A 21,838-nucleotide genomic window follows, 5' to 3' on the forward strand; every position below is an offset into this window, starting at 1 on the left:
ATTCCTATGGTATAATTACACACGAAAGATTTTAGGAGGGTAACACATTGAGCAGAAAAGACAAACATGATGACGTTCAACCAAATGAAACGCAAGAACCGTGGGAACAACCGATCTATGACACAGAATACGATCAAAGTTCTTCCCGTTCACAGCAACGTAAGAAAAAACGCGGGACTTCAAAATTCTTGATTATTCTCGTTGTTTTATTGGCGCTTTGTATTGCGCTTCCAACAGCAGCGTATTTTTTTGTGATTAAAGGTGATCGCAGCAACAATACAGCAGCAAGTACCGAACAAACGACACAAGTTAGCGAAAGCACGAGCGAAACGACTGAAGAAACGTCTACTGAAGAGTCTTCAACGAGTGAAAGCTCAACGGAATCTTCTTCAACAAGTACTAGCACCAGTGAGTCTTCCTCTGATTCCAGCAGCAGTCAAGCAGTTGAAAATAATGCCGCTGCTGAAAATGACAATCAGACAAATAATCAAACAAACAATCAAACTGGTGAACAGTACACAACCGTTCAAGATGGGGAAGGACCAAACCAAGTTGCGGCTCGGATGGGAATCTCAGTTGAAGAGTTGTATCAATTAAACGGCATTGATCCTAATAACTTTATGTTGTATCCAGGACAAGAATTGCGCGTGAAATAAAGTTGAGTAAAAGCTGAACGTTTCCGTTCGGCTTTTCTTATGAATGTTTTTATTCTGTATGGAAAGTGTTAGGTGTCAGATAATGGAAAAAATCAATATCGCAATCGACGGACCGGCTTCTTCCGGCAAAAGTACTGTTGCTAAAATTTTAGCTAAGAAATATGGCTTTGTTTATACGGATACGGGGGCAATGTACCGTAGTGTTACCTATTTGGCGATTCAACATCAGGTGGCTTTTTCAGACGAGGAAGCATTGGTCCAGTTAATCAAAAAACATACGATTTCCTTCAAACAGACAGGGAGAGGACAACTTGTTTTTGTTGACGGCGAGAATGTGTCAAAAGTGATACGGGAACCGGAAGTGACCAACAACGTCTCAGAAGTATCCGCTCACCGAAAAGTGCGGGAAGAACTGGTTCGCCAGCAACAAAAAATCGCTGAAGCTGGTGGTGTGGTGATGGATGGTCGAGATATCGGCACCGCTGTTTTACCAAATGCAGAGGTCAAAATCTTTTTGGTTGCCAGTGCAGAAGAACGTGCCCAACGACGATACAAAGAAAATCAAGGAAAAGGAATCACAACAGACTTTGATACGTTGAAAAAAGAAATCGAACACCGAGATTACCTAGATTCTCACCGGGAAGTTTCACCGTTAAAACAAGCGGAAGATGCTGTATTAATCGATACGACAGGCAAAGACATTCCCGAAGTGGTCAAAGCAATTCGAATCGTAGTTGCAAAAAAAGGATACCAAGGCGCCTAAATTTCGCCCTAATTGATCTGTTGTTATCCAAAGAGAGACCAATCACGCATCCAAAGTGAAGAATTTCAAAGAAATAAGAGAAATCGCTTTATTTTTTCGCAAGAATATTTTACACTTAAAGTTGTAGTGTAAACGTAGAATTGAATTTAATTGTTGGTTAGGAGGACATTTGTTATGACAGAATTTGAAAACGGTCAAGTGGAAAATGGAAATGAAACAATGGCAGATGCATTGGAAAGTTTCCAAGAAGTAAAAGTTGGCGATATCGTCAAAGGTGAAGTGCTGGCAATCGAAGACAAGCAAGCAATCGTTGGTATCGAAGGTGCCGGCGTTGAAGGTGTCGTGCCTGCAAAAGAGTTGTCAACATTACCTGTTGAAGACATTGAGGAAGTCGTAAAAGTCGGCGACGTCTTAGACTTAGTCGTGATCTCAACGATCGGTAAAGATAAAGAAAACGGTAGCTACCTTCTTTCTAAACGTCGCCTAGACGCGAAGAAAGTTTGGGAAGATATCGAAAAAGACTTCAAAGAAGGAAAAGTCATTGAAGCACCTGTAACAAATGTCGTAAAAGGCGGCTTAGTTGTTGATGTCGGTGTTCGTGGATTTGTTCCTGCATCAATGGTAGAAGACCATTTTGTTGCTGATTTTGAAGAGTACAAAGGCAAAACGTTGGCTTTCAAAATCATTGAAATCGAACCTTCAGAAAATCGTTTGATTTTATCCCATAAAGCTGTAGTTGAAACAGAAAAAGAAGCACAAAAACAAGAAGTATTGGCTACAATCCATGAAGGAGAAACGGTTGAAGGAACGGTTGCCCGTTTAACAGACTTCGGTGCGTTTGTCGATCTTGGTGGTGTGGACGGTTTAGTCCATGTATCTGAAATTTCTCACAGCCATGTGGATCGCCCAAGCGATGTCCTAAAAGTCGGCGATTCCGTTCAAGTAAAAGTATTGTCCGTTGATCCTGAAAAAGAACGTGTTTCTTTATCAATCAAAGACACATTGCCTGGACCTTGGACAGATATCGAAGAAAAAGCAGCACCAGGTACGATTTTAGAGGGTACGGTTAAACGCTTGACAAGCTTTGGCGCATTTGTTGAAGTCTTCCCAGGAGTTGAGGGATTGGTTCACATTTCTCAAATTTCTCACAAACATATTGCTACACCTCATGAAGTGCTTAAAGAAGGCGATGAAGTGCAAGTTAAGGTGCTGGAAGTCAATCCGAATGAACATCGGGTAGCATTGAGCATCAAAGCATTGGAAGAAAAACCACAAGAAGAAAAAGAAGAATCCTATGAACTTCCTGAAGAAACAAGTGGATTTACAATGGGAGACATTCTTGGTAATGCATTAAATACGGATGATTCCGAAGACAAATCAGAAGAATAACCCGTACTTGCTGGGAGACATTAATCTGTTGAGATTAGTGTCTCTTTTTTTGAGAAGCAAGCGGCAGGTTTTTCCACGAGAATTTTACCTTGCAAGTTACCGGGGGATTAGGTAAACTAAATAAGATTGTAATGAATTTGGACAAATTTTCTGATGGAAAATTTCATACCAAAAAAGGAACTAGGGGGAATTAACATGGCGAATCCAACAATAGCAATCGTCGGTCGACCAAATGTCGGCAAGTCGACGATTTTTAATCGCATTGCCGGTGAACGAATTTCGATCGTTGAAGATACGCCGGGTGTTACTCGTGATCGTATCTATGCGACAGGAGAATGGCTGGGACGTGAATTTAGTATTATCGACACTGGCGGTATTGATTTAGGCGATGAGCCTTTTATGGAACAAATCAAGCATCAAGCAGAAATCGCAATCGATGAAGCTGACGTTATCTTATTTATTGCCAGCGGACGTGAGGGGGTAACTGATGCAGATGAATTAGTTGCCAGAATTTTATATAAAAGCAATAAACCAGTTATCTTGGCAGTAAACAAAGTGGATAATCCGGAAATGCGTGCGGAAATCTATGAATTTTATTCTTTAGGCCTAGGCGATCCATTCCCAATTTCTGGTAGTCATGGTTTGGGTATCGGGGATGTTTTAGATGAAGCGGTCAAACATTTCAGCACAGAAATCGAAGAGGAAGATGATTCGGTTATTAAATTCAGCTTGATTGGACGGCCCAACGTTGGTAAATCTTCGTTAATTAATGCAATTTTAGGGGAAGATCGGGTGATTGTTTCTGATATTGAAGGAACTACTCGAGATGCAGTCGATACTCATTTTACTTCGGATACCGGACAGGAATTTACCATGATTGATACTGCAGGAATGCGTAAACGGGGAAAAGTGTACGAAAGCACAGAGAAATATAGCGTGATGCGTGCGATGCGTGCGATCGAACGTTCTGATGTCGTCTTGATGATTTTAAACGGGGAGGAAGGAATTCGGGAGCAGGATAAAAAAATCGCCGGCTATGCCCATGAAGCAGGACGCGGAATCATTATTGTCGTTAATAAATGGGATTTGGTGAAAAAAGAAACCAATACCCTGCGTGATTTTGAAAAGGAAATCCGTGAAGAATTCCAATATCTGGATTATGCCCCGATTCTATTTGTTTCAGCAGAGACAAAACAACGGTTGAATAAATTACCTGAGCTGATTGAAGAAGTCAGTGCCAATCAGAATATGCGGATTCCGTCAGCAGTCTTGAATGATGTAATCATGGACGCAGTAGCAATCAATCCAACACCAACGGATAAAGGCAAGCGATTAAAGATTTTCTATGCAACACAAGTAGCAGTAAAACCACCTGCTTTTGTTATCTTCGTCAATGAGGAAGAACTGATGCATTTTTCTTATGCTCGCTTCTTGGAAAATCAAATTCGAAAGGCATTTGTCTTTGAAGGAACACCGATTAAAATCATTCCTCGCCGCAGAAAATAAAAGATTTTACCATAGTTGAATTTTTTTTTCAAAGAATAACTATTTTTTTAATAGATTTGTTTTTTTGATGGAAAAAAGACGGGTTAAAAACGCGAAAATCCTTGATATTACAACGTTCTTATGATAACGTTATATCAGAATATTGATGGTTATCAATATTTATCGCAAAGATTTGGACCACTCAAATTTTTGTGATGTGATGTTAAGCATCATAACCCTTTTGGAGGAGGTGAAATCATCCCATGGCAAACAAAGCAGAATTAATCGAAAAAGTTGCAGCAGCTACTGAATTAACAAAAAAAGACGCAACTGCAGCTGTTGACGCAGTCTTTTCAACAATCCAAGATGCTTTAGCTAAAGGTGAAAAAGTTCAATTGATCGGTTTTGGTAACTTTGAAGTTCGCTCTCGTGCAGAACGCAAAGGACGTAACCCACAAACTGGTGAAGAAATCAAAATCCCTGCAAGCAAAGTACCTGCATTCAAACCAGGTAAAGCTCTTAAGGACGCTGTGAAATAATGCGGCAAATAAACTCGTTGGGGCTCTAGAGCTCTAGCGAGTTTTTTTATTTTTCATCTTAAAAAAGCGGAAAATGAACTCCTGTCTAGTTTCTGTTTTTTGAGCAGGATTTTTTAGAGAACGCTTTATTTGTGCTACGCTTTAACTAGGCATTGATACTGCGGAAATTTTTATCTTTTTGAAGTTGAAATAGTATGTTCAGGTTAAGAACAGGAGGAGACCATGATGAATAAGAATAAAATGGCTTGTTGTCTGTGGATCGATGGTGCACCACAAGAAACTGCTGATTTTTATTTGGATATTTTTGATAAAAGTGAGCAAAAGCGTTCCTTGCGTTTTGTTGAAGATATTCACGGGCGCCCTGGTGAAATTGCAACGATTGAACTGAATTTAGCGGGAAGTGAATTTATTCTTTTAAATGGCGGACCAGAATTCACCCCAACACCGGCGATTTCTTATGTTATCAATTGTGAAGATAACACTCAGTTGGAAAATGTTTGGCAACGATTATCTGCTGATGGAACTGTTTTGATGGAATTTCAAGAGTATCCAGAGATTGGACTCTTTGGTTGGGTGGAAGATCGTTATGGTTTTTCTTGGCAGGTAAAAATTGGCGAGGGAGCGCAATCCATTACTCCTTGTATCATGTTCGCAAATGAACGCTATGAAAAAGCTCAGGAGGCCGTTACTGAATGGTTGACGATTTTTGGTGGAGGAACGGATTTTCGTTTATTGAATGATGATCAAACCACACAGCTTACCGGTTTCCATCTTTACGATCAATCGTTTCTTACGATGGATAGCCCAGAAGAGCATAAATTCGGGTTTTCAATGGCTAATTCCTTCTATATCTATTGTGAAGATCAGGATGAAATCGATCGTTTGTGGGAAAGCGTAACTAACGAAGGAACGGAATATCCCTGTGGTTGGATGATGGATAAATTTGGCATTTCTTGGCAAACCGTTCCACGAGATTTATCTGATTTATTGGACGATCATCATTTTGAAAAAGCGTATCAAACAACACTGGCTCTGTATAAAATGAAAAAAATCGACATTGAAAAATTACGCAGTGTTCATCGCAATGCTTAGAATCTAAGAAACCGGAGACAATCTTAAAAAAAGGATTGTCTTTTTTCTTTGCAATCGCTATCCTGATAATGAACGCATTCAGTGATTGTTAGAAAAACAATCGCTAAAGAATAAAAGAAATGAGGCAATCAAATGAGCATGTATACATTTCCAGAAAACTTTTGGTGGGGCTCAGCCGCAAGCGGTCCCCAAACAGAAGGTAGAGTCGCAGGAGACGGCAAAGGCGATAATATCTTTGATTATTGGTACGAAAAAGAACCAGAGAAGTTTTTTAATCAAGTAGGTCCGGGAAAAGCTTCGCAAGTGTATACCAAATATAAAGAAGACATTCAACTGATGAAACAAACGGGGCATAATTCTTTTCGGACGTCAATTCAATGGAGTCGATTGCTCCCCAATGGAACCGGAGAAGTCAATTCAGAAGCAGTGAAATTCTATCGCAATTATTTTGCGGAATTATTGGCAAATGACATTGAACCTTTCATCAATCTGTATCATTTTGATATGCCGATGCCATTACAGACAGCCGGGGGATGGCTCAATCGGGAAACGGTAGCGGCTTATGAAGTGTACGCCAAGACTTGTTTTGAGTTATTTGGCGATCAAGTAAAGAAATGGTTCACTCATAACGAGCCGATCGTTCCTGTTGAAGCAGGTTATCTGTATCAATTGCATTATCCAGAAGAAGCAAATATGACGCATGCTGTCCAAGTTGGCTATCATGAAGCGTTGGCTTCTGCTTTGGCAATTAAAGCCTATCATGAAAGCAAGCAGGAAGGACAAATTGGGATTATTTTGAATTTGACACCGAGCTATCCTCGAGATGAGAATAATCCAGCTGACGTAAAAGCAGCAAAAATTGCTGATGCTTTTTTCAATCGTTCTTTTTTAGACCCAGCAGTCAAAGGAGAATTTCCTCAAGATTTGGTGGATTTATTAAAAGAAAAAGGAATGTTACCGGAAATGCAAGAAAATGATTTGCAACTTATCCGAGAAAATACAGTGGATTTATTAGGAATCAATTATTATCAACCACGAAGAATCAAAGAAAAAGAAACACCAAAAGCTGAAAATCCTATGCCGGAAGATTATTTTGATGTGTACGAAATGCCGGGAAGAAAAATGAATCCTTATCGTGGCTGGGAAATTTATGAAAAGGGAATCTATGACATTTTGATGAATGTTCGCGACAATTACGGCAATATCCCTTGTTTCATTTCTGAAAATGGTATGGGAGTAGAAGATGAAGGTCGTTTCATTCAAGCGGATGGAATGATTCATGATGATTATCGGATCGACTTTGTTTCGGAGCATTTGAAGTTTGTGCATCAAGCAATTCAAGAAGGAGCTAATTGTTTAGGCTACCACATGTGGACGTGTATGGATAATTGGTCCTGGACCAATGCCTACAAAAATCGTTATGGCTTTATTTCAGTCAATTTAGCAGAAGATGGGAAACGGATAATCAAGAAATCTGGTTATTGGTTTAAACAAGTAGCGGATCAAAATGGGTTTGAAGAATAAAAAAAGCGGTCAAAATCATCTGATTTTGACCGTTTCTTTATGAAATTTTATTGAATTATTCAGCTACAGTAACGTCGCCGCTAACTGTTGCGCCGTTTTCTTCTAATTTAGCAGAATCTTGGAATTCTTTGCTTGCAAAAGTTACGTTACCTTCAACTTTAGCGCCATCCAATACAAAGCCGTTTGCTTTCACTTCGATATCGCCTTTTACAGTTCCGTGAACGATGTTTAAGTTTTCTGATTCAACAACGATCTTTGGTACAGTAATTGTATATTCATCTGTTACATTACGGTCTTCATCTTGAGAATACAAAGCTAATTTACGGTAAACAGCTTGTGTATCGTCACCTTTATCGTGGAATTCACCAGTAACTGTTAAGTCATTGTCAAAAGTTACATCAGCAGTTGCTGCTACGATCCAGTTTCCGTCAGCACCTAATGCTTTTTCAAGAACACTTGCTTGATCGCTGATTGAAGCAGTTGATGTTACTTCAACAGAAGAAGATGCTTCAGTTGATGCTGCGACTGAAGAAGAAGCACTTGATGATTCTTTTGTTCCTTCATCTGCGCCACAAGCTGTTAAAACACCGCCTGTTGCTAATAATGCTGCTGCGAACGTTACGACTTTCACGAATTTCATAAAAAAATCTCCCCTAAAAAAAGTTTTTGTTTGATACAATGAAAATAATAAGCGTTCCAACCTCATTCGTCAACTATAAATACTTATTTTTACTTTGTGAATAAATTGACGCACGAATTAGATTAGACAGAAGAAGAGCAATTGATTGTCAATTAAAGGAAATCGTGCTATGCTTTCAAAACGTAAAGATTACAGTTTATGAAAAGCTCATTGGTTGAAAAAACAATTTAAAAATGGAAGGAATTTATAATGGCAAAAAAATCCAAAATCGTTAAAGCGCAAAAACAACTAGCGCTAATCGAAAAATATGCAGCAGTACGCTTTGAATTGAAACAACAAGGAGATTATGCTGCTTTAGCGAAATTACCAAAAGATGCAAATCCTAATCGTTTGAAAAATCGTGATTTGATCGATGGTCGCCCCCGCGGCTACATGCGTAAATTCGGTATGTCACGGATCAATTTCCGTCAATTAGCCCACGAAGGAAAGATACCCGGAGTGACAAAAGCCAGTTGGTAAGATAAAAATTTAAAAAAGATGAACTGTGGAAAATCTAACTGAATGATTTTCCACTTTTTGATTTCCCTTAAATTTTTTATTTCTGAGAAATTAATGATACACTGACAGGGGAGGGGAAAAGGATGCGCAGTCAATTCAAAAAACAGCAACAATCGTCAACAATTATTTATGGTGAACCGCTTGCTGCCAGCCTACCGACAGCAGCATTGTCCGGCAAACATGTACTTGTTGTAACCAATCAAAAATATTATGACCATTTTTTTGATAAAATCAGTCGAGTGTTGCAATCGGCGGAGGATTTGGATTGGTATATCGTGACCAACCAAGTCTATTGTAATAATTTAAATGAAATGATGGATCTATTGTCCTTTTTAGAAAAATTTCCTGAAAATAAAGAGTATTTACTAATAGGGTTTGGCAATGAAGGCGTGATGCAGCTGGTAGGCTTTTTGCAACAGACGATTCGCATGCGAGGAAATTATTGGACGATTCCTGCATCTGTTCGAGCTTTGGCAAGTTGTTTGACGGCTCATTCATCCATTGTAAAAAAAGGCAATCAAGCCATTTTACAAGTTAAAAATCTGCCGGAATTCATTTTTTATGATCAAACAATTTCGGAAGGTCAAAAAGATGGTAAGCTGGTGGATTTCCTAACCCTGATTCGTTGTGGTCTCGTTTGTGATTATCCTTTTTTACAAAACCTATACAGAAATTTTCCCACGAGTAATCAAATTGAAACGCGTTCATTTACCGCCTTATTGCAGGATGTGCTCCGTTTTTATCAGGAAACATCGGTTGAAACTTTCGGGTCGCTTTTTGAGCAGGCTTTTTATGAAACTGAGAATGGTCACTTGCTTTCGGCAAATATGAAACGATTGTACGGAGTGATTTTCCAGCTGCTTTGGAGTGACTGCGAGGTGCCATTGAATTTTCAATTGGAGAATTTTATGAAATGGCTAAGTCATCTAGGTTACCCGATCCATTTACCGCAACAGCTATCCCTTAGTGAATATTGCGAAAACGTGGTAAAATTAAGTCAAAGAACCGATGCACCTATTGTATTGACTGCTATCGGAAAAATCGGCGGCAGAAAATTGCCGAGGGATGAGGCGTTAATCGCCATGATGCAAAAGTACCAACAAATTCTAAATAAGATTTGAGGAAAACCATGGAACAATCATACAGTGAACAAATGCTGACGGCACTTGAAAATGAAGATCTCGTCGCTGCTCAGTTAGCATTTAATCAAGCATTAGTAAAAGATCAGCCGGAAGAGTTGGCACAATTAGGAGAACAACTGCTGCAATTGGGTTTTTTGGAAGAAGCACAGCAGCTATTTGAGCGTCTCGTAGAACAAACAAAAAGTCCGGAATTTTATCTGCCTTTAGCAGAAATCGCCATTGAGAATGATCAGATTGACACCGCATTTGAGTTCATTGAAAAAATTCCTAAAGACAATGATTTTTATCCAGAAGCACTGTTGCTTTCAGCGGATTTGTATCAGGTTTTGGGAATACCGGAAGTCAGCGAAGCAAAATTGAATGAAGCTGCAAAATTATTGCCGGATGAACCATTGATTCAGTTTGCATTGGCAGAATTATATTTTACAACGGAGCGTTTTTCAGAGGCTGCGACACTTTATCAGATGTTGTTGGCTGCAAAAGTCAAAGAAATGGCAAATGTCTCGTTGGAGGAACGTCTTGGTAGTGCCCTTAGCTTAGAAGGGAAGTTTGAAGAAGCTGTCGTGCATATGGAAAAAGCTTTGCAGGAAGAAGTCACTGATGATCGACTGTTTCAAACAGCTTTTGTTTATTTGCAATTAAAAGAAAATCAGCAAGCCATCCACTATTTGCAACAGCTGCGGACATTAAATCCTCAGTATCAGTCTTTATATCTGTATTTGGCGCAAGCATTACAGGAAGAAGAGCTGTTGGAGGAAGCGCAGGAAGTAATTGAAGAAGGGTTAAAGGAAAATCCTTTCCAAATCGATTTTTATCAATTTGCATCAGAAAATGCCTTTCGATTGCATGAAGAAGAAAAGGCAGAGAAATTTTTGATTCAAGCATTGGAAATCGGTGAAAAAACCGATGAAACGTTATTGATGCTCAGCAATCTGTATCTTAAAGAAGAACGATTCGATGAGGTAGTCACAACGATCGAAAAGATGGAAAACCCCGATGATGCGTTTGCACAATGGAATTTGGCACATGCCTACAATGAATTAGAAGATTTTACCGAAGCAGCTATACATTATGAACAAGCCAATGTTTCATTGCAGCATGAACCGGAATTTATGAAGGAATATGGACTCTTTTTACGAGAAGAAGGACGATTAGCTGAGGCACTTTCGTTGTTTACCCATTATTTAAGCCATGAACCGGGAGATTTGGAGGTCCAATCGATTATTGACGCCTTAACAGAAGGATAGGTGAGGACAATGGTTGTAACTATCAAAGAAAAAAAGAATTTTCTAAACTGGTTTGTTGCGAATGCTTCATTTAGTCGGCGGGAAGTATCTTGGATTTTGAATTATTTAATCAACCACGAGTCGATTTTGCAAAATGTTCATTTTGTTGAAGGAGTCAAAATGACTAACCGTGGATTGCAGATTCGCGAGGTATCCTTTAGTGGGGAACCGTTGACTTTGCAAATTGATGGGCAACGATTTCACGACAGCGATCAGATTTTTCATGAGATTCGTTTAAATTGGAAAGAACCGCTTTATATTGAGTGTCTATTTAAAAATGCCTGGAATCAACCGGCCTATCTTTCGGTACTGGAGGATAACCCCTATTTGCGATGGAACGATATCGTAAGTGAAGGAATCATCGATCGCATCGATACTTATTTGAAGCAGGAAGAGATCCAAGCGCAAATTCGCTTGCTGTATCAGCAAATCGATGCCGCTTTGGAAGCAGGGGACAAAAATGCCTTCTTTGAATTATCAGATGAAGTCAATCGCGAATTGTTACGATTGCGTGAAGCAAATGGAAATCACTCCCAACTTTTAGAAGACAATCCAAAATAAAAGACAAGAGCTTTTACAGTTTCCGTCAATCGGCTGGATAAATCCGGCAGGAAGCTGTCAAAAGCTCTTGTTTTAATTACTCTGTTTTTGTACCATTTGGCGTTTTTCGCTTGAATAAGGCGTTCTTCGGCTTCATGTAGGTAAAACCCTCACCTTCGACTTCATGGACGTTGATGATGGAAACAAAGGCCCGTTCATCAAATTCATGAACAATGCGTTTAACCTCAGAAATTTCCCGTGCGCTGACCACCATATAAATGATTTTCTTTTCTACACCGGAAAAACCGCCTTCGCCTTTGATGTAGCTGACACCCCGTTGTAATTCAGACATTAGGACAGGGGTAATTTGCTCAGTGAAATTGGAAATAATCAAGACACCCTTTGCCGAGTACCCGCCGTCTAGGATCGTATCGACGATTCGAGAAAAAACATAAGAAAAAATGAGGGTGTACATCATTCGTTGCAGGTCAATATATGTTAAGGAGGCTGTCAGAACGAGGATGTCAAAAAAGAATAAGGAACGCCCCATCGTGATTCCAAATTTTTGCTCCAGCACGCGTGCTAGAACATCACTACCTCCTGTCGTTCCCCCTACGCGATAAATAATCCCACTGCCGATGCCGGCAAATAATCCTGCAATGAGAGCGGCAATCAACAAATCGTGTTGAATGTCGATACTAAAAGAAATATGCTGCCAGAAAAAAAGCCAGCCGGAAAGAGCCACTGTTCCAATAATCGTATAAAAAAAAGACCTTCTTCCCAATATTTTTCCGCCTAATAAAATGATCGGAATATTTAGTATCAAAGTACTTAATGCCGGATTGATTCCAAACAGTGCCCGCAGAATCAGAGTGATCCCCGTCACGCCGCCTTCTGCCAAACTATTGGGAATATTGAAATAAATCAGACCGAAAGCATAAATAAGTGTTCCCAGTAAAATGATCAGTGTATCTTTGATTGTTCTTGAAAAATCCATGAAATCACGCTCCAGTTGCAACTAATGTAGCTTTAATGTAGCACGAAAAAAAATTCTTCACAATCATTCTGTTGTTCTATGCTAGGAAAAAGAGTCTACTTTTGATAAGATAAAGGAAAATAGAGGTGAAAAAAGTGACAGAAAAACGATCATTGGTTTCCATGCAAGAAGAAGTAGATACCTATATCCAACAATTCAAAACCGGCTATTTCAGCCCATTGGCGCAAATGGCTCGTTTGACAGAAGAAGTTGGCGAACTGGCGCGAGAGATCAATCATTATCACGGGGAAAAAGCCAAGAAAGATTCGGAAGGACAAAAAACCGTTGCGGAAGAATTAGGGGATGTATTGTTTGTCACTTTGATCATGGCCAATTCATTGAACATCGACTTGACTGAGGTATTCGAAGAAAATATGGAGAAATTCAATCGGCGGGATCGCTATCGTTTTGAACGCAAAGATGGAAAAACCGCAGAAATGGAAAAAAACGATGAAATTAAATAAATTACCGGAAGAATTTACAAAAGCTTCGCCCGTTTTGAAACAAATCGAAGAAGCTGGTTATGAGGCATATTTTGTTGGTGGGAGCGTTCGGGATGCATTGTTGGGACAACCAATCCATGACGTAGATATTGCGACCAGTGCTTTTCCTGCAGAAATCAAAGAAATTTTTAAACGGACCATCGACATTGGGATTGAACATGGGACCGTGCTGGTTCTTCATGAAGAGGAACAATATGAGATCACAACTTTTCGAACAGAATCAACCTATCAGGATTTTCGGCGACCAGACCATGTAGAGTTTGTTCGTTCCTTAGCAGAAGATCTGAAAAGGCGAGATTTCACGATCAACGCCTTTGCTTTAAAAGAAGATCATACGATTATTGATTTGTTCGATGGCTTATCGGATTTGGATCAAAAAGTCTTGCGAGCAGTAGGCAACCCTCATGAACGGTTTCATGAAGATGCGTTACGCATGATGCGAGGCCTGCGATTTATCAGCCAACTGGGTTTTGAGATGGAGCAGGAAACTTTTTCAGCCATTTATGAGAACCATGCCTTGTTAGAAAAAATTTCCATTGAACGAATTTATATCGAATTCAATAAATTGCTTTTAGGAAATTACCGAACCCGAGCAATCAAGAACTTTGTTGAAACTGAATGCTATCAGTATTGCCCAGGATTCAGGGACAAGGGAGCAGAGCTGCTGAATTTTGCTGATTTACCTCCCCAAAAAATTGCGACGGAAGCTCAGGCATGGGCGTTATTATTGGATCAGCTTTTAGTGAAAGCGGAAGAAATTCGTTCCTTTTTAAAAAAATGGAAAGCTTCCAATGAACTGATTACTCATACTCAAGCGATTTTTCGCGGGATGCAGCTTCGCAAAGATCATTTTTGGCAACCATTAGAACTTTATCATCTTGGCAGTTTTGCTTTATCAGCAGAAGAAATGATGCCATATTTTTCGGTCGAATCCGACCAAATGGCAGTGGAGGCAGCGTTAGATGATTTACCCATCCGTTCATTAAAGGACCTCGCCATCAACGGACGGGATTTATTGACGACCTTTGATTTAAAATCCGGAAAATGGGTCAAAGAAGTGTTGACGTGCTGCGAAGAAGCCGTGGTATTAAGAAAAATTAAAAATACACGTTCTACTTTGATTGAATTTGCAAAAAAACAGTTGGAGGAAGAAAAATGAATCCCACCAAAGAATTTACCGTCACTCCTGAATTTACCGCTTTAGCAGTTGGTTCAGGAGGACTAGACGTTTTAGCGACACCAGCCCTAGTGACAATGATTGAAAATACGTGTTATAATTACCTTGAAGAACTTCTGAGTAAAGAGGAAACCAGTGTTGGTGTCCAAATCACGCTTCATCATATTGCCCCTTCAAAGGTGGGTGCGCAGATTCAAATTGTGGTGAATACCATCACGGACGAAGGAAAAAAAGTCGGATTTCAGTTTGAAGCTTTTGAGAATGGTCGAGTAATCGCCCGTGGGGAGCATCAGCGAGTGATTGTAAATACTCAGAAATTTTTATCAAAACTTTCGTAATGTAAGCATTATCTAAACGATTGTGCATTAGGTATGCTACACTAAAAACGTAAAACATAAAGTGAGGAGATCAAAATATGTCAAGAGAAATGAAAGCACTAAAATTTTACTTTAGAAATGGAGAAACATGGACGATTGAACGTCGTCACATCGGTGATCTATGGATCAAACAAATTACGACTAGTTATGGACGAATCAATGGAAGCGAATTCGTAGAAATCCATCCATGTGCTGGTTTTAAAATTGAAATTTTCCAAGAAGGCGATCATGTTGCTACGCAAGATATCAATCTTGGCGGTTTGGAATTAGGCATGTTTTCTCGAGCATTAAAATATGAAGACATCGAACGGATGGAAATTTTATTCCGCACGGGAACCCCAGATTTAGTTTACTTCCCATACAAAGACAAAGATACAGAAGGATTGGATAATGTTTATCAATCCACAAAAGTCAGTGAAAAAACAAAGAGTCTATATATCGTAATCGATCCAACGCAAACTGTTGATGAAGTTTATGGTGAATTTTTTTAATTAGACTGCAGTAAGAATTGATCCGAGCGAAGATGTTCGGATCAATTCTTTTAATTTTGAAATTTTTTTCGTCAAGTAAAACTACTTAACAAAATCCATAAAAAGACTAGCGTTCACGAAAAAAACATGATATTATATTTAGGTCTGAGAGAGATCTTGGAGAATGCTAGTGAATAGGGGAGGGAAAACAATGCGCGTAAACATCACATTAGAATGCACTTCTTGCAAAGAACGCAATTATCTAACAAGCAAAAACAAACGTAACAGCCCTGACCGCTTGGAAAAGAAAAAATATTGCCCACGCGAAAGAAAAGTTACTTTACATCGTGAAACTAAATAATTTTTATTTGGCACTTGAAACCTGTTTTTACGGCGTTTCAAGTGTTTTTTATTTGTTAACCGATAGAAAATAAAAAAATCCGCTCATCATCGACAAACGGATTTTCTAAGAGAAAGTAGATAAAAATCTGTATAAACTTAGTTGAGTTTTTCTTGAATATCCTCAACCATCTGAGTATAGGCGATTGGTCCATTGTAGAGCCAACTGCTCTCAGGTCCAAATTCCCACAAATGATTGTTTTTGACTGCGGGGATGTTTTGCCAAATTTGATCGTCAAACATGGCAGCACCCGTGTCACTATTAACAAGAATCAAATAATCTGCATCAAGCTGAGCGAGTTTTTCTAATGAGACTGCGGACCAGTCAGAAGTTGCTGATTGACTGATTTCCTTGGTGAGATTGGGTACTTCAAAGCCTAATTGGTCATAAAGTAAATTACCGCTGGAGCGGTTTTCAGCGACCATGAAGGCAGAATTGTTGGTCACCCATAAAACGGCAGCCGATTTTCCGGCAATTTTGTCTTTTAATTCTTCTTTTGCTTGTTTCACAAGAGCTTCGTAATCTGTGATCACTTGGTCTCCTTGTTCACTTTTATCCAGAACGTCGGCAATATCTTTTAATTTTTCCTGCCAGGTGACATCCTCACCATTTTTTACTACATAGGTTGGCGCGATTTTATTGTATTCTGCATATTTGCCGCCTTCGACCATCGAATTGGATTCAATCAGCAGCAAATCTGGTTCAAAACTCAATACGTCTTCATACGGCAGATCAAAATTGATTGTCGGAACATCTTTTAATCCTTCTTGTAAATAGGTTTGAATGGATCCACTGCCAACTGTCCATTGGGCAACTGGTTTAACGTCAAGAGCAACGAGGTAATCTTCCAGATAGCTGCCGATGATCCGTTTCGGGTTGTTCGGGATAGCTACTTTGTGATCCAAAGCATCGGTTTTTGTTTCACTTTTTTCAGTAGAATCATTTTTTTGAGAGCTGCAACCGGCAAAGACGAGGGTGCTTAATAAAAGTACAGGCAGAATCATTTTTCTTGTTATTTTTTTCATCTTGGATTCCTTTCGTAAATGAGAACTGTTATCAATTATAAATACTAACAAACTCAAGGGGAAAGTCAATCATTACTTTCTATTAAATCCTGTAAAATCAATTCTTCTCCTATTGACGAATGAAAAAAATAAGGGGATAATTGAGAACGATTATCAACAATACATAGGAGATACCAATGACGGAATTAAAAACGATTGATTTATCAGTCGGTTATCAAAAACAAAGAATTATAAAAAATTTAACCTTAAAAATTCCAGAAGGACAGATTATAGGCTTGATCGGACCTAACGGCAGTGGAAAATCCACTTTGTTGAAGGCTTTAGCTCGGATTTTGCTTCCCCACGAAGGGACTGTTTTTTTGGATGGTGAAGCGATTCAAACCATTGCAACAAAAGAAGTAGCGAAAAAAATCGCCATGCTGGCACAAGCTAGCGATAGTTCCATCGGCTTGACGATTGAAGAAATTGTTTCCTATGGTCGCTTTCCGTATCAAAAAGGCTTTGGACAGCTGTCCAAAGCAGATTACGAAGCAATTCACTGGGCGATTGAGGCAACTGGGTTGGAAAAACTGGCAAACAAAACGATTCAAACACTATCAGGCGGACAAAAGCAACGAGTTTGGATTGCAATGGCGTTGGCACAAGATACTGATATTGTTATTTTAGATGAACCAACGACCTTTTTAGACCCTGCTCATCAATTGGAAATTTTACAATTATTGCAAAAAATCAATCAAAAGCATGAAAAAACCATCATCATGTCGATTCACGATTTGAATTTGGCTTCTCGATTCTGTGATTATCTTTATGCGTTAAAAGAGGGTGAGATGCTGACCTGTGGAACTCCTGAACAAGTATTGACAAATGACTGTTTGCAACAGTTATTTGAAATTGATGCCTGCTTAGGAACTTTTCCTGACAGTACCAAACCGTTAGTAATAAGTTATGAACTGCGAGGAGCTGCTTATGAAACGGAATAAAATGTCGCTACTTATCGGAGGCCTTTTTTTAGCCTGTCTGCTTTTATTTTATTTTTCTTTGACAAATGGGGCAGTGACTATTTCCAGACAAACTGTTTGGGAGGCGCTTTTTCAATTTGATCCGCAAAATCAGACGCAGCAAATTATCCGCAATTTACGTTTGCCACGAGTCTTGGCTGCCTTTTTGATTGGCGGTGCATTTGCTGTCAGCGGGGCATTGATGCAAGCTGTCACGAAAAATCCTTTGGCTGATTCAGGATTATTGGGAATCAATAGTGGAGCTTCCTTGGGATTGGCATTAAGTTTTGTTTTCTTTCCAACACACGAGGCAACAGCGGTTTTATTTTCATTTTTTGGTGCATTAGGGGCAGCGGGTTTTATTTTCTTGCTGACACGTTTTTCAACCGTCGGGCTTTCGCCGGTTCGATTAGTTTTAGCGGGAGTGGCAATAAGTTCTCTGTTTTCTGCATTGAGTCAATCTTTGTCCCTCTTTTTTGATCTTCAGCAGGATATTGCTTTCTGGTTTATTGGTGGCGTGGCAGCCATTACTTGGAGTCGTTTTTTCAATTTATTGCCTTTTTTTGTTGTTGCGATTATCGGAAGTATTTTTTTATCTGCACAATTGAATGTGTTGACGTTGGGGGATGAAACTGCGATTGGTTTGGGAAAAAATCCCTCTTTTATCCGCAGATTTGCCTTAGTGCTAGTCGTTTTATTGGCAGGAACTGCCGTTTCACTAGTTGGTCCAATTAGTTTTATTGGATTGATGGTTCCTCATGTAGCGCGTCATTTTTCAGAAAGTTATCGTAAAATCGTGCCCTTAAGTATTCTGATGGGAGGCTTTCTGGTTATGCTGGCAGATTTTTGTGCCCGCTTAATCAATCCTCCTTTTGAAACGCCATTTGGCTTGTTGATTGCAGCCATTGGTGTACCTTTCTTACTCTACAAAGTAAGGAGGACAACCCTATGAAGAAACAGACGATTGGTGTAGTTGGTGTTTTGCTTTTGGTTTTTTGTGCCAGTTTGATGATTGGAAAAACGACGTTGGATTTTTCAGAGGTAGCAGCAATTTTTATGAAGGAAGCCACACCAGCACAAACACTGATTTTTTGGAATTTTCGTTTTCCTCGGAGTTTGATTGCCTTAATCGGCGGTTGCGGATTAGCATTTTCCGGTTTTTTATTGCAAGGAACGACCCGAAATGACCTAGCAGATGGCAGTATTCTCGGTATCAATAGCGGTGCTGGATTGTTTGTGATGGTATATCTGGGATTTTTTGCACAGGGTTCTCTTCTTATTTTGCCGATGCTTGCTATGGTGGGAGGAATTTTAGCAGCTATTTTAGTATTTGGCATTGCTTTTCAACGTAAAGAATTTTTATCAATGGAAAAAATTCTTTTAGCCGGAATCGCTGTCAATGCTGGTTTTAGCGCATTGACTTTATTATTAACGATCAAAATTTCTAAAGATAGTTATTCCTTCGTCACTTCTTGGCTTGCCGGTTCAATTTGGGGAACGACGTGGACTGCAGTTACGGCGTTGATTCCGTTTATTCTTATTTTTACAATTTTTGCTTATCGTAAAGTACCAATGCTGACAATTTTAGGCTTTGGAGAAGAACGAGCAATGAGTTTAGGCGTAAAGGTCAATCGGGAACGAATGATTTTATTGGGGACAGCAGTTGGACTGGCAGCCTGTTGTGTCGCATTTACCGGGAGTCTCGGTTTTGTTGGTTTATTGGCTCCGCATATCAGCAAAGCATGGCTTAAACAAGAAACTCGTAACAGCTTCTTAATAAGCGGTGCAATAGGTGGCATATTGGTTTTAGTGGCAGATATTATCGGACGGATTCTTCTTACCAGCGGAGAGATTCCTGCGGGGATTATTATTGCGATCATTGGTGCACCGTATTTTTTATTTTTATTGTTGAGAGATCAATTTTAACTAGCAAACGGCGGATTCGTGTTCTGTCCGTTTGCTATTTCTACTTTTTTTCGATACTATTCACTTATGGGAGCGTTGATGATGAAGAAAGAATTACGAAAAAAAAGCATTGAGAGCTTACAAAAACTTGCGCAAAATGCAGAAGAAAAAAAAGCCAAAGAAAAACAGATTTTAGCTACTTTTTTTGCAAGTGCTTTATGGAAAGAAGCTAAAACAATTGGTCTGATTCGTTCCGTGGGTTTTGAATTTTCCACCGATGGGATTTTTACCCGAGGATTTGAAGAAAAAAAACAATTGGTCGTACCTAAATCATTGAAAGATCGTCGATTGATTTTTTATCATGTCACACCAAAGACTCGTTATGAAACGTCTACATTTGGGGTGGAGGAGCCATTGAGCGATTTGGAGGCACCAAAAGATACGATTGATTTATTGATCGTTCCGGGACTGGTTTTTTCCAGTGAAGGTTATCGAATTGGTTTTGGCGGTGGCTATTATGATCGCTATCTCCAAGATTTTTCTGGCAATACTTGTAGTTTGGCTTTTAAGGAACAGTTAGATGATTCTTGGCAGCCGGAGCCGTTTGATGTACCGATCATGAAACTATTTACAGACAATTAAAAGGAGATTTTATGGATTATCAGACACAACTAAAAATAAAGCGCTGGTTGAACAAACCCTTTGTCACCTATGGATTTTTAGGTATTCAAACAATCGTTTTTGTGATAACTGCGTTGTTTCCACACTCATCTTTAGAAAGCAGCGGGGTCATGTTTGGTCCCTTCGTTTATTTTTATCATGAATATTGGCGTTTTGTTACACCGATTTTTATTCACTTTTCATTGCTTCACTTTGCAGTAAATTCCATCGTTTTGTATTTTATCGGACAGCAGGTTGAAGCAATCTACGGACATTGGCGTTTTTTGATTTTGTATCTATTGAGCGGGGTTCTGGGAAATGCAATGAGTTTTGCTTTTAATACCGCCGGCGTTCAATCTGCCGGGTCCAGTACTTCGATTTTTGGAATTTTTGGCGCCTTTTTGTTGCTAGGGTATTATTTCAAACACAATCCGGCAATCCAAGGAATGGTGCGGCAATTTGCTCTTTTCGTTGGAATGAGTCTGCTGTTTGGTATTTTTGATCAGTCTATTGATATGTGGGGGCATATTGGCGGCATCATCGGTGGATTATTAATGGGGAATATCTTAGCATTACCGAAAAATCATGGGAAATTCTCTATCCATGCACGAATTATATCTGTTTTGATTTTTAGTTTTCTTATCGTGCTTTGTCTTGTTTACGGGTTAAGAAAATATAGTTTATTGATTGGGTAAAAAAGGATGTCGGCCTTTGAGCTGACATCCTTTTTTTAAAATTTTTAAAACAGAATCAGAAAATATCCATGGGTACGAAAGAATAGCGATCAGGTTGGTAAGAAAACGAACGCGGATAGAACCACTTAACGCCTATGCTATAAACTTGCGCATTATTGGCAGCTTGGATATCGGCATTAGAATCACCAAAATAGACCGCAGTTTCTGTCTTTGCTTGAAAATAATCCAGAGCTTTTAGAATTCCTTCTTGATGAGGCTTTGGCTGGATCACATCATCCCCTGTCACGCTAAATGCAATGACTTTTTTTAACCCTAAACACTGCATTGAAATATCATAGGAAATTCTGCCTTTACCAGTCACGACTGCGATATTTTTTTTGCTGGCAGAAAGTTTCGCCAACATGGCTGTGATTTCAGGATTTTCTTTAACAAATTTACTATGTTCTTGTTGATAAATACTGTAATAAAGTGCGAGAGCATCTGAAAAAGCATCAGGATTTGTCAGATTATTCTTTATTATGCCAGCTTCACTCGGTCCAAACCAACTTTCAATTGTCTGATTGGAGAGGGAGACACCATTGTATTTTATAAACACCTGTCGAAAACTTTCAAAACAAATTGGCAGCGTATCCGCCAGTGTACCGTCAAAATCAAAAATAAATGTATTGTACCGTTTCAGCAAGTCCATACTCCTAATTCCTCCAAATTATTTCTTTGACCATTTCTGTAAGATTATCGGCATTTTCGACCAGCTCCACGCAATACTGGCTAAGCCGTTAATCGCCAGTATCAACCCCAAGATGCCCATTTTATTTTCTTCTTTTCTTGCGTTTATAATGAGTATGACAGCCTTCCATTCTTGAGATAGCGTTTTCAAATAATCTTTAGAAATATTTAGAGGCCTGAATTATTCATACTTCTAGATTTTTAACATTAATTTTGAAAAACCATCGGTTTTTCTTTTTCTGTTATTACATT

Annotated in this window: 25 protein-coding genes; 21 read left to right on the forward strand and 4 right to left on the reverse strand. The window is 39.2% G+C overall.

Going from position 1 to position 21,838, the window contains the following annotated elements; translation table 11 throughout:
• Positions 1 to 47 precede the first annotated feature (47 nt).
• The 7 genes from FFM66_RS10055 (at position 48) to gmuD (ending at position 7,448) form a co-directional block, all read left to right on the forward strand.
• Entirely contained in the window at positions 48 to 656 is a 609-nt protein-coding gene (locus FFM66_RS10055) for a LysM peptidoglycan-binding domain-containing protein (RefSeq protein ID WP_048603130.1), read from the forward strand.
• A gap of 82 nt (positions 657 to 738) precedes the next feature.
• Entirely contained in the window at positions 739 to 1,419 is a 681-nt protein-coding gene (gene cmk, locus FFM66_RS10060) for a (d)CMP kinase (protein ID WP_048603129.1), read from the forward strand.
• 174 nt (positions 1,420 to 1,593) lie between these two features.
• Entirely contained in the window at positions 1,594 to 2,808 is a 1,215-nt protein-coding gene (rpsA, locus tag FFM66_RS10065) for a 30S ribosomal protein S1 (protein ID WP_048603128.1), read from the forward strand.
• A 195-nt stretch (positions 2,809 to 3,003) separates the two neighbouring features.
• On the forward strand, positions 3,004 to 4,314 hold the full coding sequence (der, locus tag FFM66_RS10070) for a ribosome biogenesis GTPase Der (protein WP_137605834.1): 1,311 nt from the start codon (positions 3,004 to 3,006) through the stop codon (positions 4,312 to 4,314).
• A gap of 242 nt (positions 4,315 to 4,556) precedes the next feature.
• Positions 4,557 to 4,832 carry a non-specific DNA-binding protein Hbs gene (gene hbs, locus FFM66_RS10075; RefSeq protein WP_048603126.1) on the forward strand — a complete coding sequence of 92 codons (276 nt, stop codon included), beginning with the start codon at positions 4,557 to 4,559 and terminating at the stop codon, positions 4,830 to 4,832.
• Between the two features lie 225 nt (positions 4,833 to 5,057).
• Positions 5,058 to 5,924: a VOC family protein gene (locus tag FFM66_RS10080; protein WP_171000834.1), complete on the forward strand. Its 867-nt coding sequence runs from the start codon at positions 5,058 to 5,060 to the stop codon at positions 5,922 to 5,924.
• 132 nt (positions 5,925 to 6,056) lie between these two features.
• Positions 6,057 to 7,448: a 6-phospho-beta-glucosidase GmuD gene (gene gmuD, locus FFM66_RS10085; RefSeq protein WP_137605835.1), complete on the forward strand. Its 1,392-nt coding sequence runs from the start codon at positions 6,057 to 6,059 to the stop codon at positions 7,446 to 7,448.
• Between the two features lie 55 nt (positions 7,449 to 7,503).
• Here gmuD and FFM66_RS10090 read toward each other — a convergent pair whose 3' ends face one another.
• Positions 7,504 to 8,088: a bactofilin family protein gene (locus FFM66_RS10090; protein WP_137605836.1), complete on the reverse strand. Its 585-nt coding sequence runs from the start codon at positions 8,086 to 8,088 to the stop codon at positions 7,504 to 7,506.
• A gap of 249 nt (positions 8,089 to 8,337) precedes the next feature.
• Between FFM66_RS10090 and rpsN the strand changes: the two genes are divergently transcribed.
• The 4 genes from rpsN to FFM66_RS10110 all read left to right on the forward strand — a co-directional run bounded on the left by rpsN (position 8,338) and on the right by FFM66_RS10110 (position 11,635).
• Complete coding sequence (gene rpsN / locus FFM66_RS10095) at positions 8,338 to 8,607, forward strand: 30S ribosomal protein S14 (protein ID WP_048603123.1); 270 nt, start codon at positions 8,338 to 8,340, stop codon at positions 8,605 to 8,607.
• 122 nt (positions 8,608 to 8,729) lie between these two features.
• Positions 8,730 to 9,767 carry a hypothetical protein gene (locus FFM66_RS10100; RefSeq protein ID WP_137605837.1) on the forward strand — a complete coding sequence of 346 codons (1,038 nt, stop codon included), beginning with the start codon at positions 8,730 to 8,732 and terminating at the stop codon, positions 9,765 to 9,767.
• An 8-nt stretch (positions 9,768 to 9,775) separates the two neighbouring features.
• Entirely contained in the window at positions 9,776 to 11,035 is a 1,260-nt protein-coding gene (locus FFM66_RS10105; protein WP_137605838.1) for a tetratricopeptide repeat protein, read from the forward strand.
• A 9-nt stretch (positions 11,036 to 11,044) separates the two neighbouring features.
• Positions 11,045 to 11,635, forward strand: coding sequence for a YpiB family protein (locus FFM66_RS10110; RefSeq protein WP_048603120.1), 591 nt, complete (start codon positions 11,045 to 11,047; stop codon positions 11,633 to 11,635).
• Between the two features lie 76 nt (positions 11,636 to 11,711).
• On the opposite strand, the gene FFM66_RS10115 is transcribed toward FFM66_RS10110, so the two are convergent.
• Positions 11,712 to 12,611: a YitT family protein gene (locus tag FFM66_RS10115; RefSeq protein WP_137605839.1), complete on the reverse strand. Its 900-nt coding sequence runs from the start codon at positions 12,609 to 12,611 to the stop codon at positions 11,712 to 11,714.
• A gap of 134 nt (positions 12,612 to 12,745) precedes the next feature.
• Between FFM66_RS10115 and FFM66_RS10120 the strand changes: the two genes are divergently transcribed.
• From FFM66_RS10120 to rpmG, 5 genes are all read left to right on the forward strand, one after another.
• Complete coding sequence (locus tag FFM66_RS10120) at positions 12,746 to 13,114, forward strand: nucleotide pyrophosphohydrolase (RefSeq protein ID WP_161526374.1); 369 nt, start codon at positions 12,746 to 12,748, stop codon at positions 13,112 to 13,114.
• On the forward strand, positions 13,101 to 14,312 hold the full coding sequence (locus tag FFM66_RS10125; protein ID WP_137605840.1) for a CCA tRNA nucleotidyltransferase: 1,212 nt from the start codon (positions 13,101 to 13,103) through the stop codon (positions 14,310 to 14,312). Before FFM66_RS10120 ends, FFM66_RS10125 begins: the two co-directional genes overlap by 14 nt.
• Positions 14,309 to 14,668, forward strand: coding sequence for a thioesterase family protein (locus FFM66_RS10130; protein WP_137605841.1), 360 nt, complete (start codon positions 14,309 to 14,311; stop codon positions 14,666 to 14,668). Before FFM66_RS10125 ends, FFM66_RS10130 begins: the two co-directional genes overlap by 4 nt.
• A 77-nt stretch (positions 14,669 to 14,745) precedes the next feature.
• Positions 14,746 to 15,198, forward strand: a complete 453-nt coding sequence (locus FFM66_RS10135; protein WP_048603116.1) for a hypothetical protein — start codon at positions 14,746 to 14,748, stop codon at positions 15,196 to 15,198.
• A 190-nt stretch (positions 15,199 to 15,388) separates the two neighbouring features.
• Positions 15,389 to 15,538: a 50S ribosomal protein L33 gene (rpmG, locus tag FFM66_RS10140; RefSeq protein WP_082147212.1), complete on the forward strand. Its 150-nt coding sequence runs from the start codon at positions 15,389 to 15,391 to the stop codon at positions 15,536 to 15,538.
• Positions 15,539 to 15,675: 137 nt separating this feature from the next.
• On the opposite strand, the gene FFM66_RS10145 is transcribed toward rpmG, so the two are convergent.
• The gene (locus tag FFM66_RS10145; protein ID WP_137605842.1) at positions 15,676 to 16,602 is read right to left on the reverse strand and encodes an ABC transporter substrate-binding protein; all 927 of its coding nucleotides are present in this window, start codon (positions 16,600 to 16,602) and stop codon (positions 15,676 to 15,678) included.
• A 176-nt stretch (positions 16,603 to 16,778) separates the two neighbouring features.
• On the opposite strand from FFM66_RS10145, the gene FFM66_RS10150 reads away from it, so the two are divergent.
• The 5 genes from FFM66_RS10150 (at position 16,779) to FFM66_RS10170 (ending at position 20,860) form a co-directional block, all read left to right on the forward strand.
• Positions 16,779 to 17,582 (forward strand): ABC transporter ATP-binding protein, encoded by an 804-nt coding sequence (locus tag FFM66_RS10150; protein ID WP_048603114.1) that lies wholly within the window; start codon positions 16,779 to 16,781, stop codon positions 17,580 to 17,582.
• Positions 17,569 to 18,552, forward strand: coding sequence for a FecCD family ABC transporter permease (locus FFM66_RS10155; RefSeq protein WP_137605843.1), 984 nt, complete (start codon positions 17,569 to 17,571; stop codon positions 18,550 to 18,552). The genes FFM66_RS10150 and FFM66_RS10155 overlap by 14 nt, the downstream gene beginning before the upstream one ends.
• Positions 18,549 to 19,526, forward strand: a complete 978-nt coding sequence (locus FFM66_RS10160; protein WP_137605844.1) for a FecCD family ABC transporter permease — start codon at positions 18,549 to 18,551, stop codon at positions 19,524 to 19,526. The genes FFM66_RS10155 and FFM66_RS10160 overlap by 4 nt, the downstream gene beginning before the upstream one ends.
• 78 nt (positions 19,527 to 19,604) lie before the next feature.
• A complete protein-coding gene (locus tag FFM66_RS10165) occupies positions 19,605 to 20,147 on the forward strand; it encodes a 5-formyltetrahydrofolate cyclo-ligase (protein WP_048603111.1) in 543 nt (180 codons plus the stop codon).
• 11 nt (positions 20,148 to 20,158) lie between these two features.
• A complete protein-coding gene (locus FFM66_RS10170) occupies positions 20,159 to 20,860 on the forward strand; it encodes a rhomboid family intramembrane serine protease (RefSeq protein ID WP_137605845.1) in 702 nt (233 codons plus the stop codon).
• Positions 20,861 to 20,915: 55 nt separating this feature from the next.
• Here the strand turns inward: FFM66_RS10170 and FFM66_RS10175 are convergent, their stop codons facing one another.
• The gene (locus tag FFM66_RS10175) at positions 20,916 to 21,548 is read right to left on the reverse strand and encodes an HAD family hydrolase (protein ID WP_137605846.1); all 633 of its coding nucleotides are present in this window, start codon (positions 21,546 to 21,548) and stop codon (positions 20,916 to 20,918) included.
• Between the last annotated feature and the right edge of the window lie 290 nt (positions 21,549 to 21,838).

It is taken from the genome of Enterococcus songbeiensis (assembly GCF_005405265.1).
GTDB classification, from domain to species: Bacteria; Bacillota; Bacilli; order Lactobacillales; family Enterococcaceae; genus Enterococcus_C; species Enterococcus_C songbeiensis.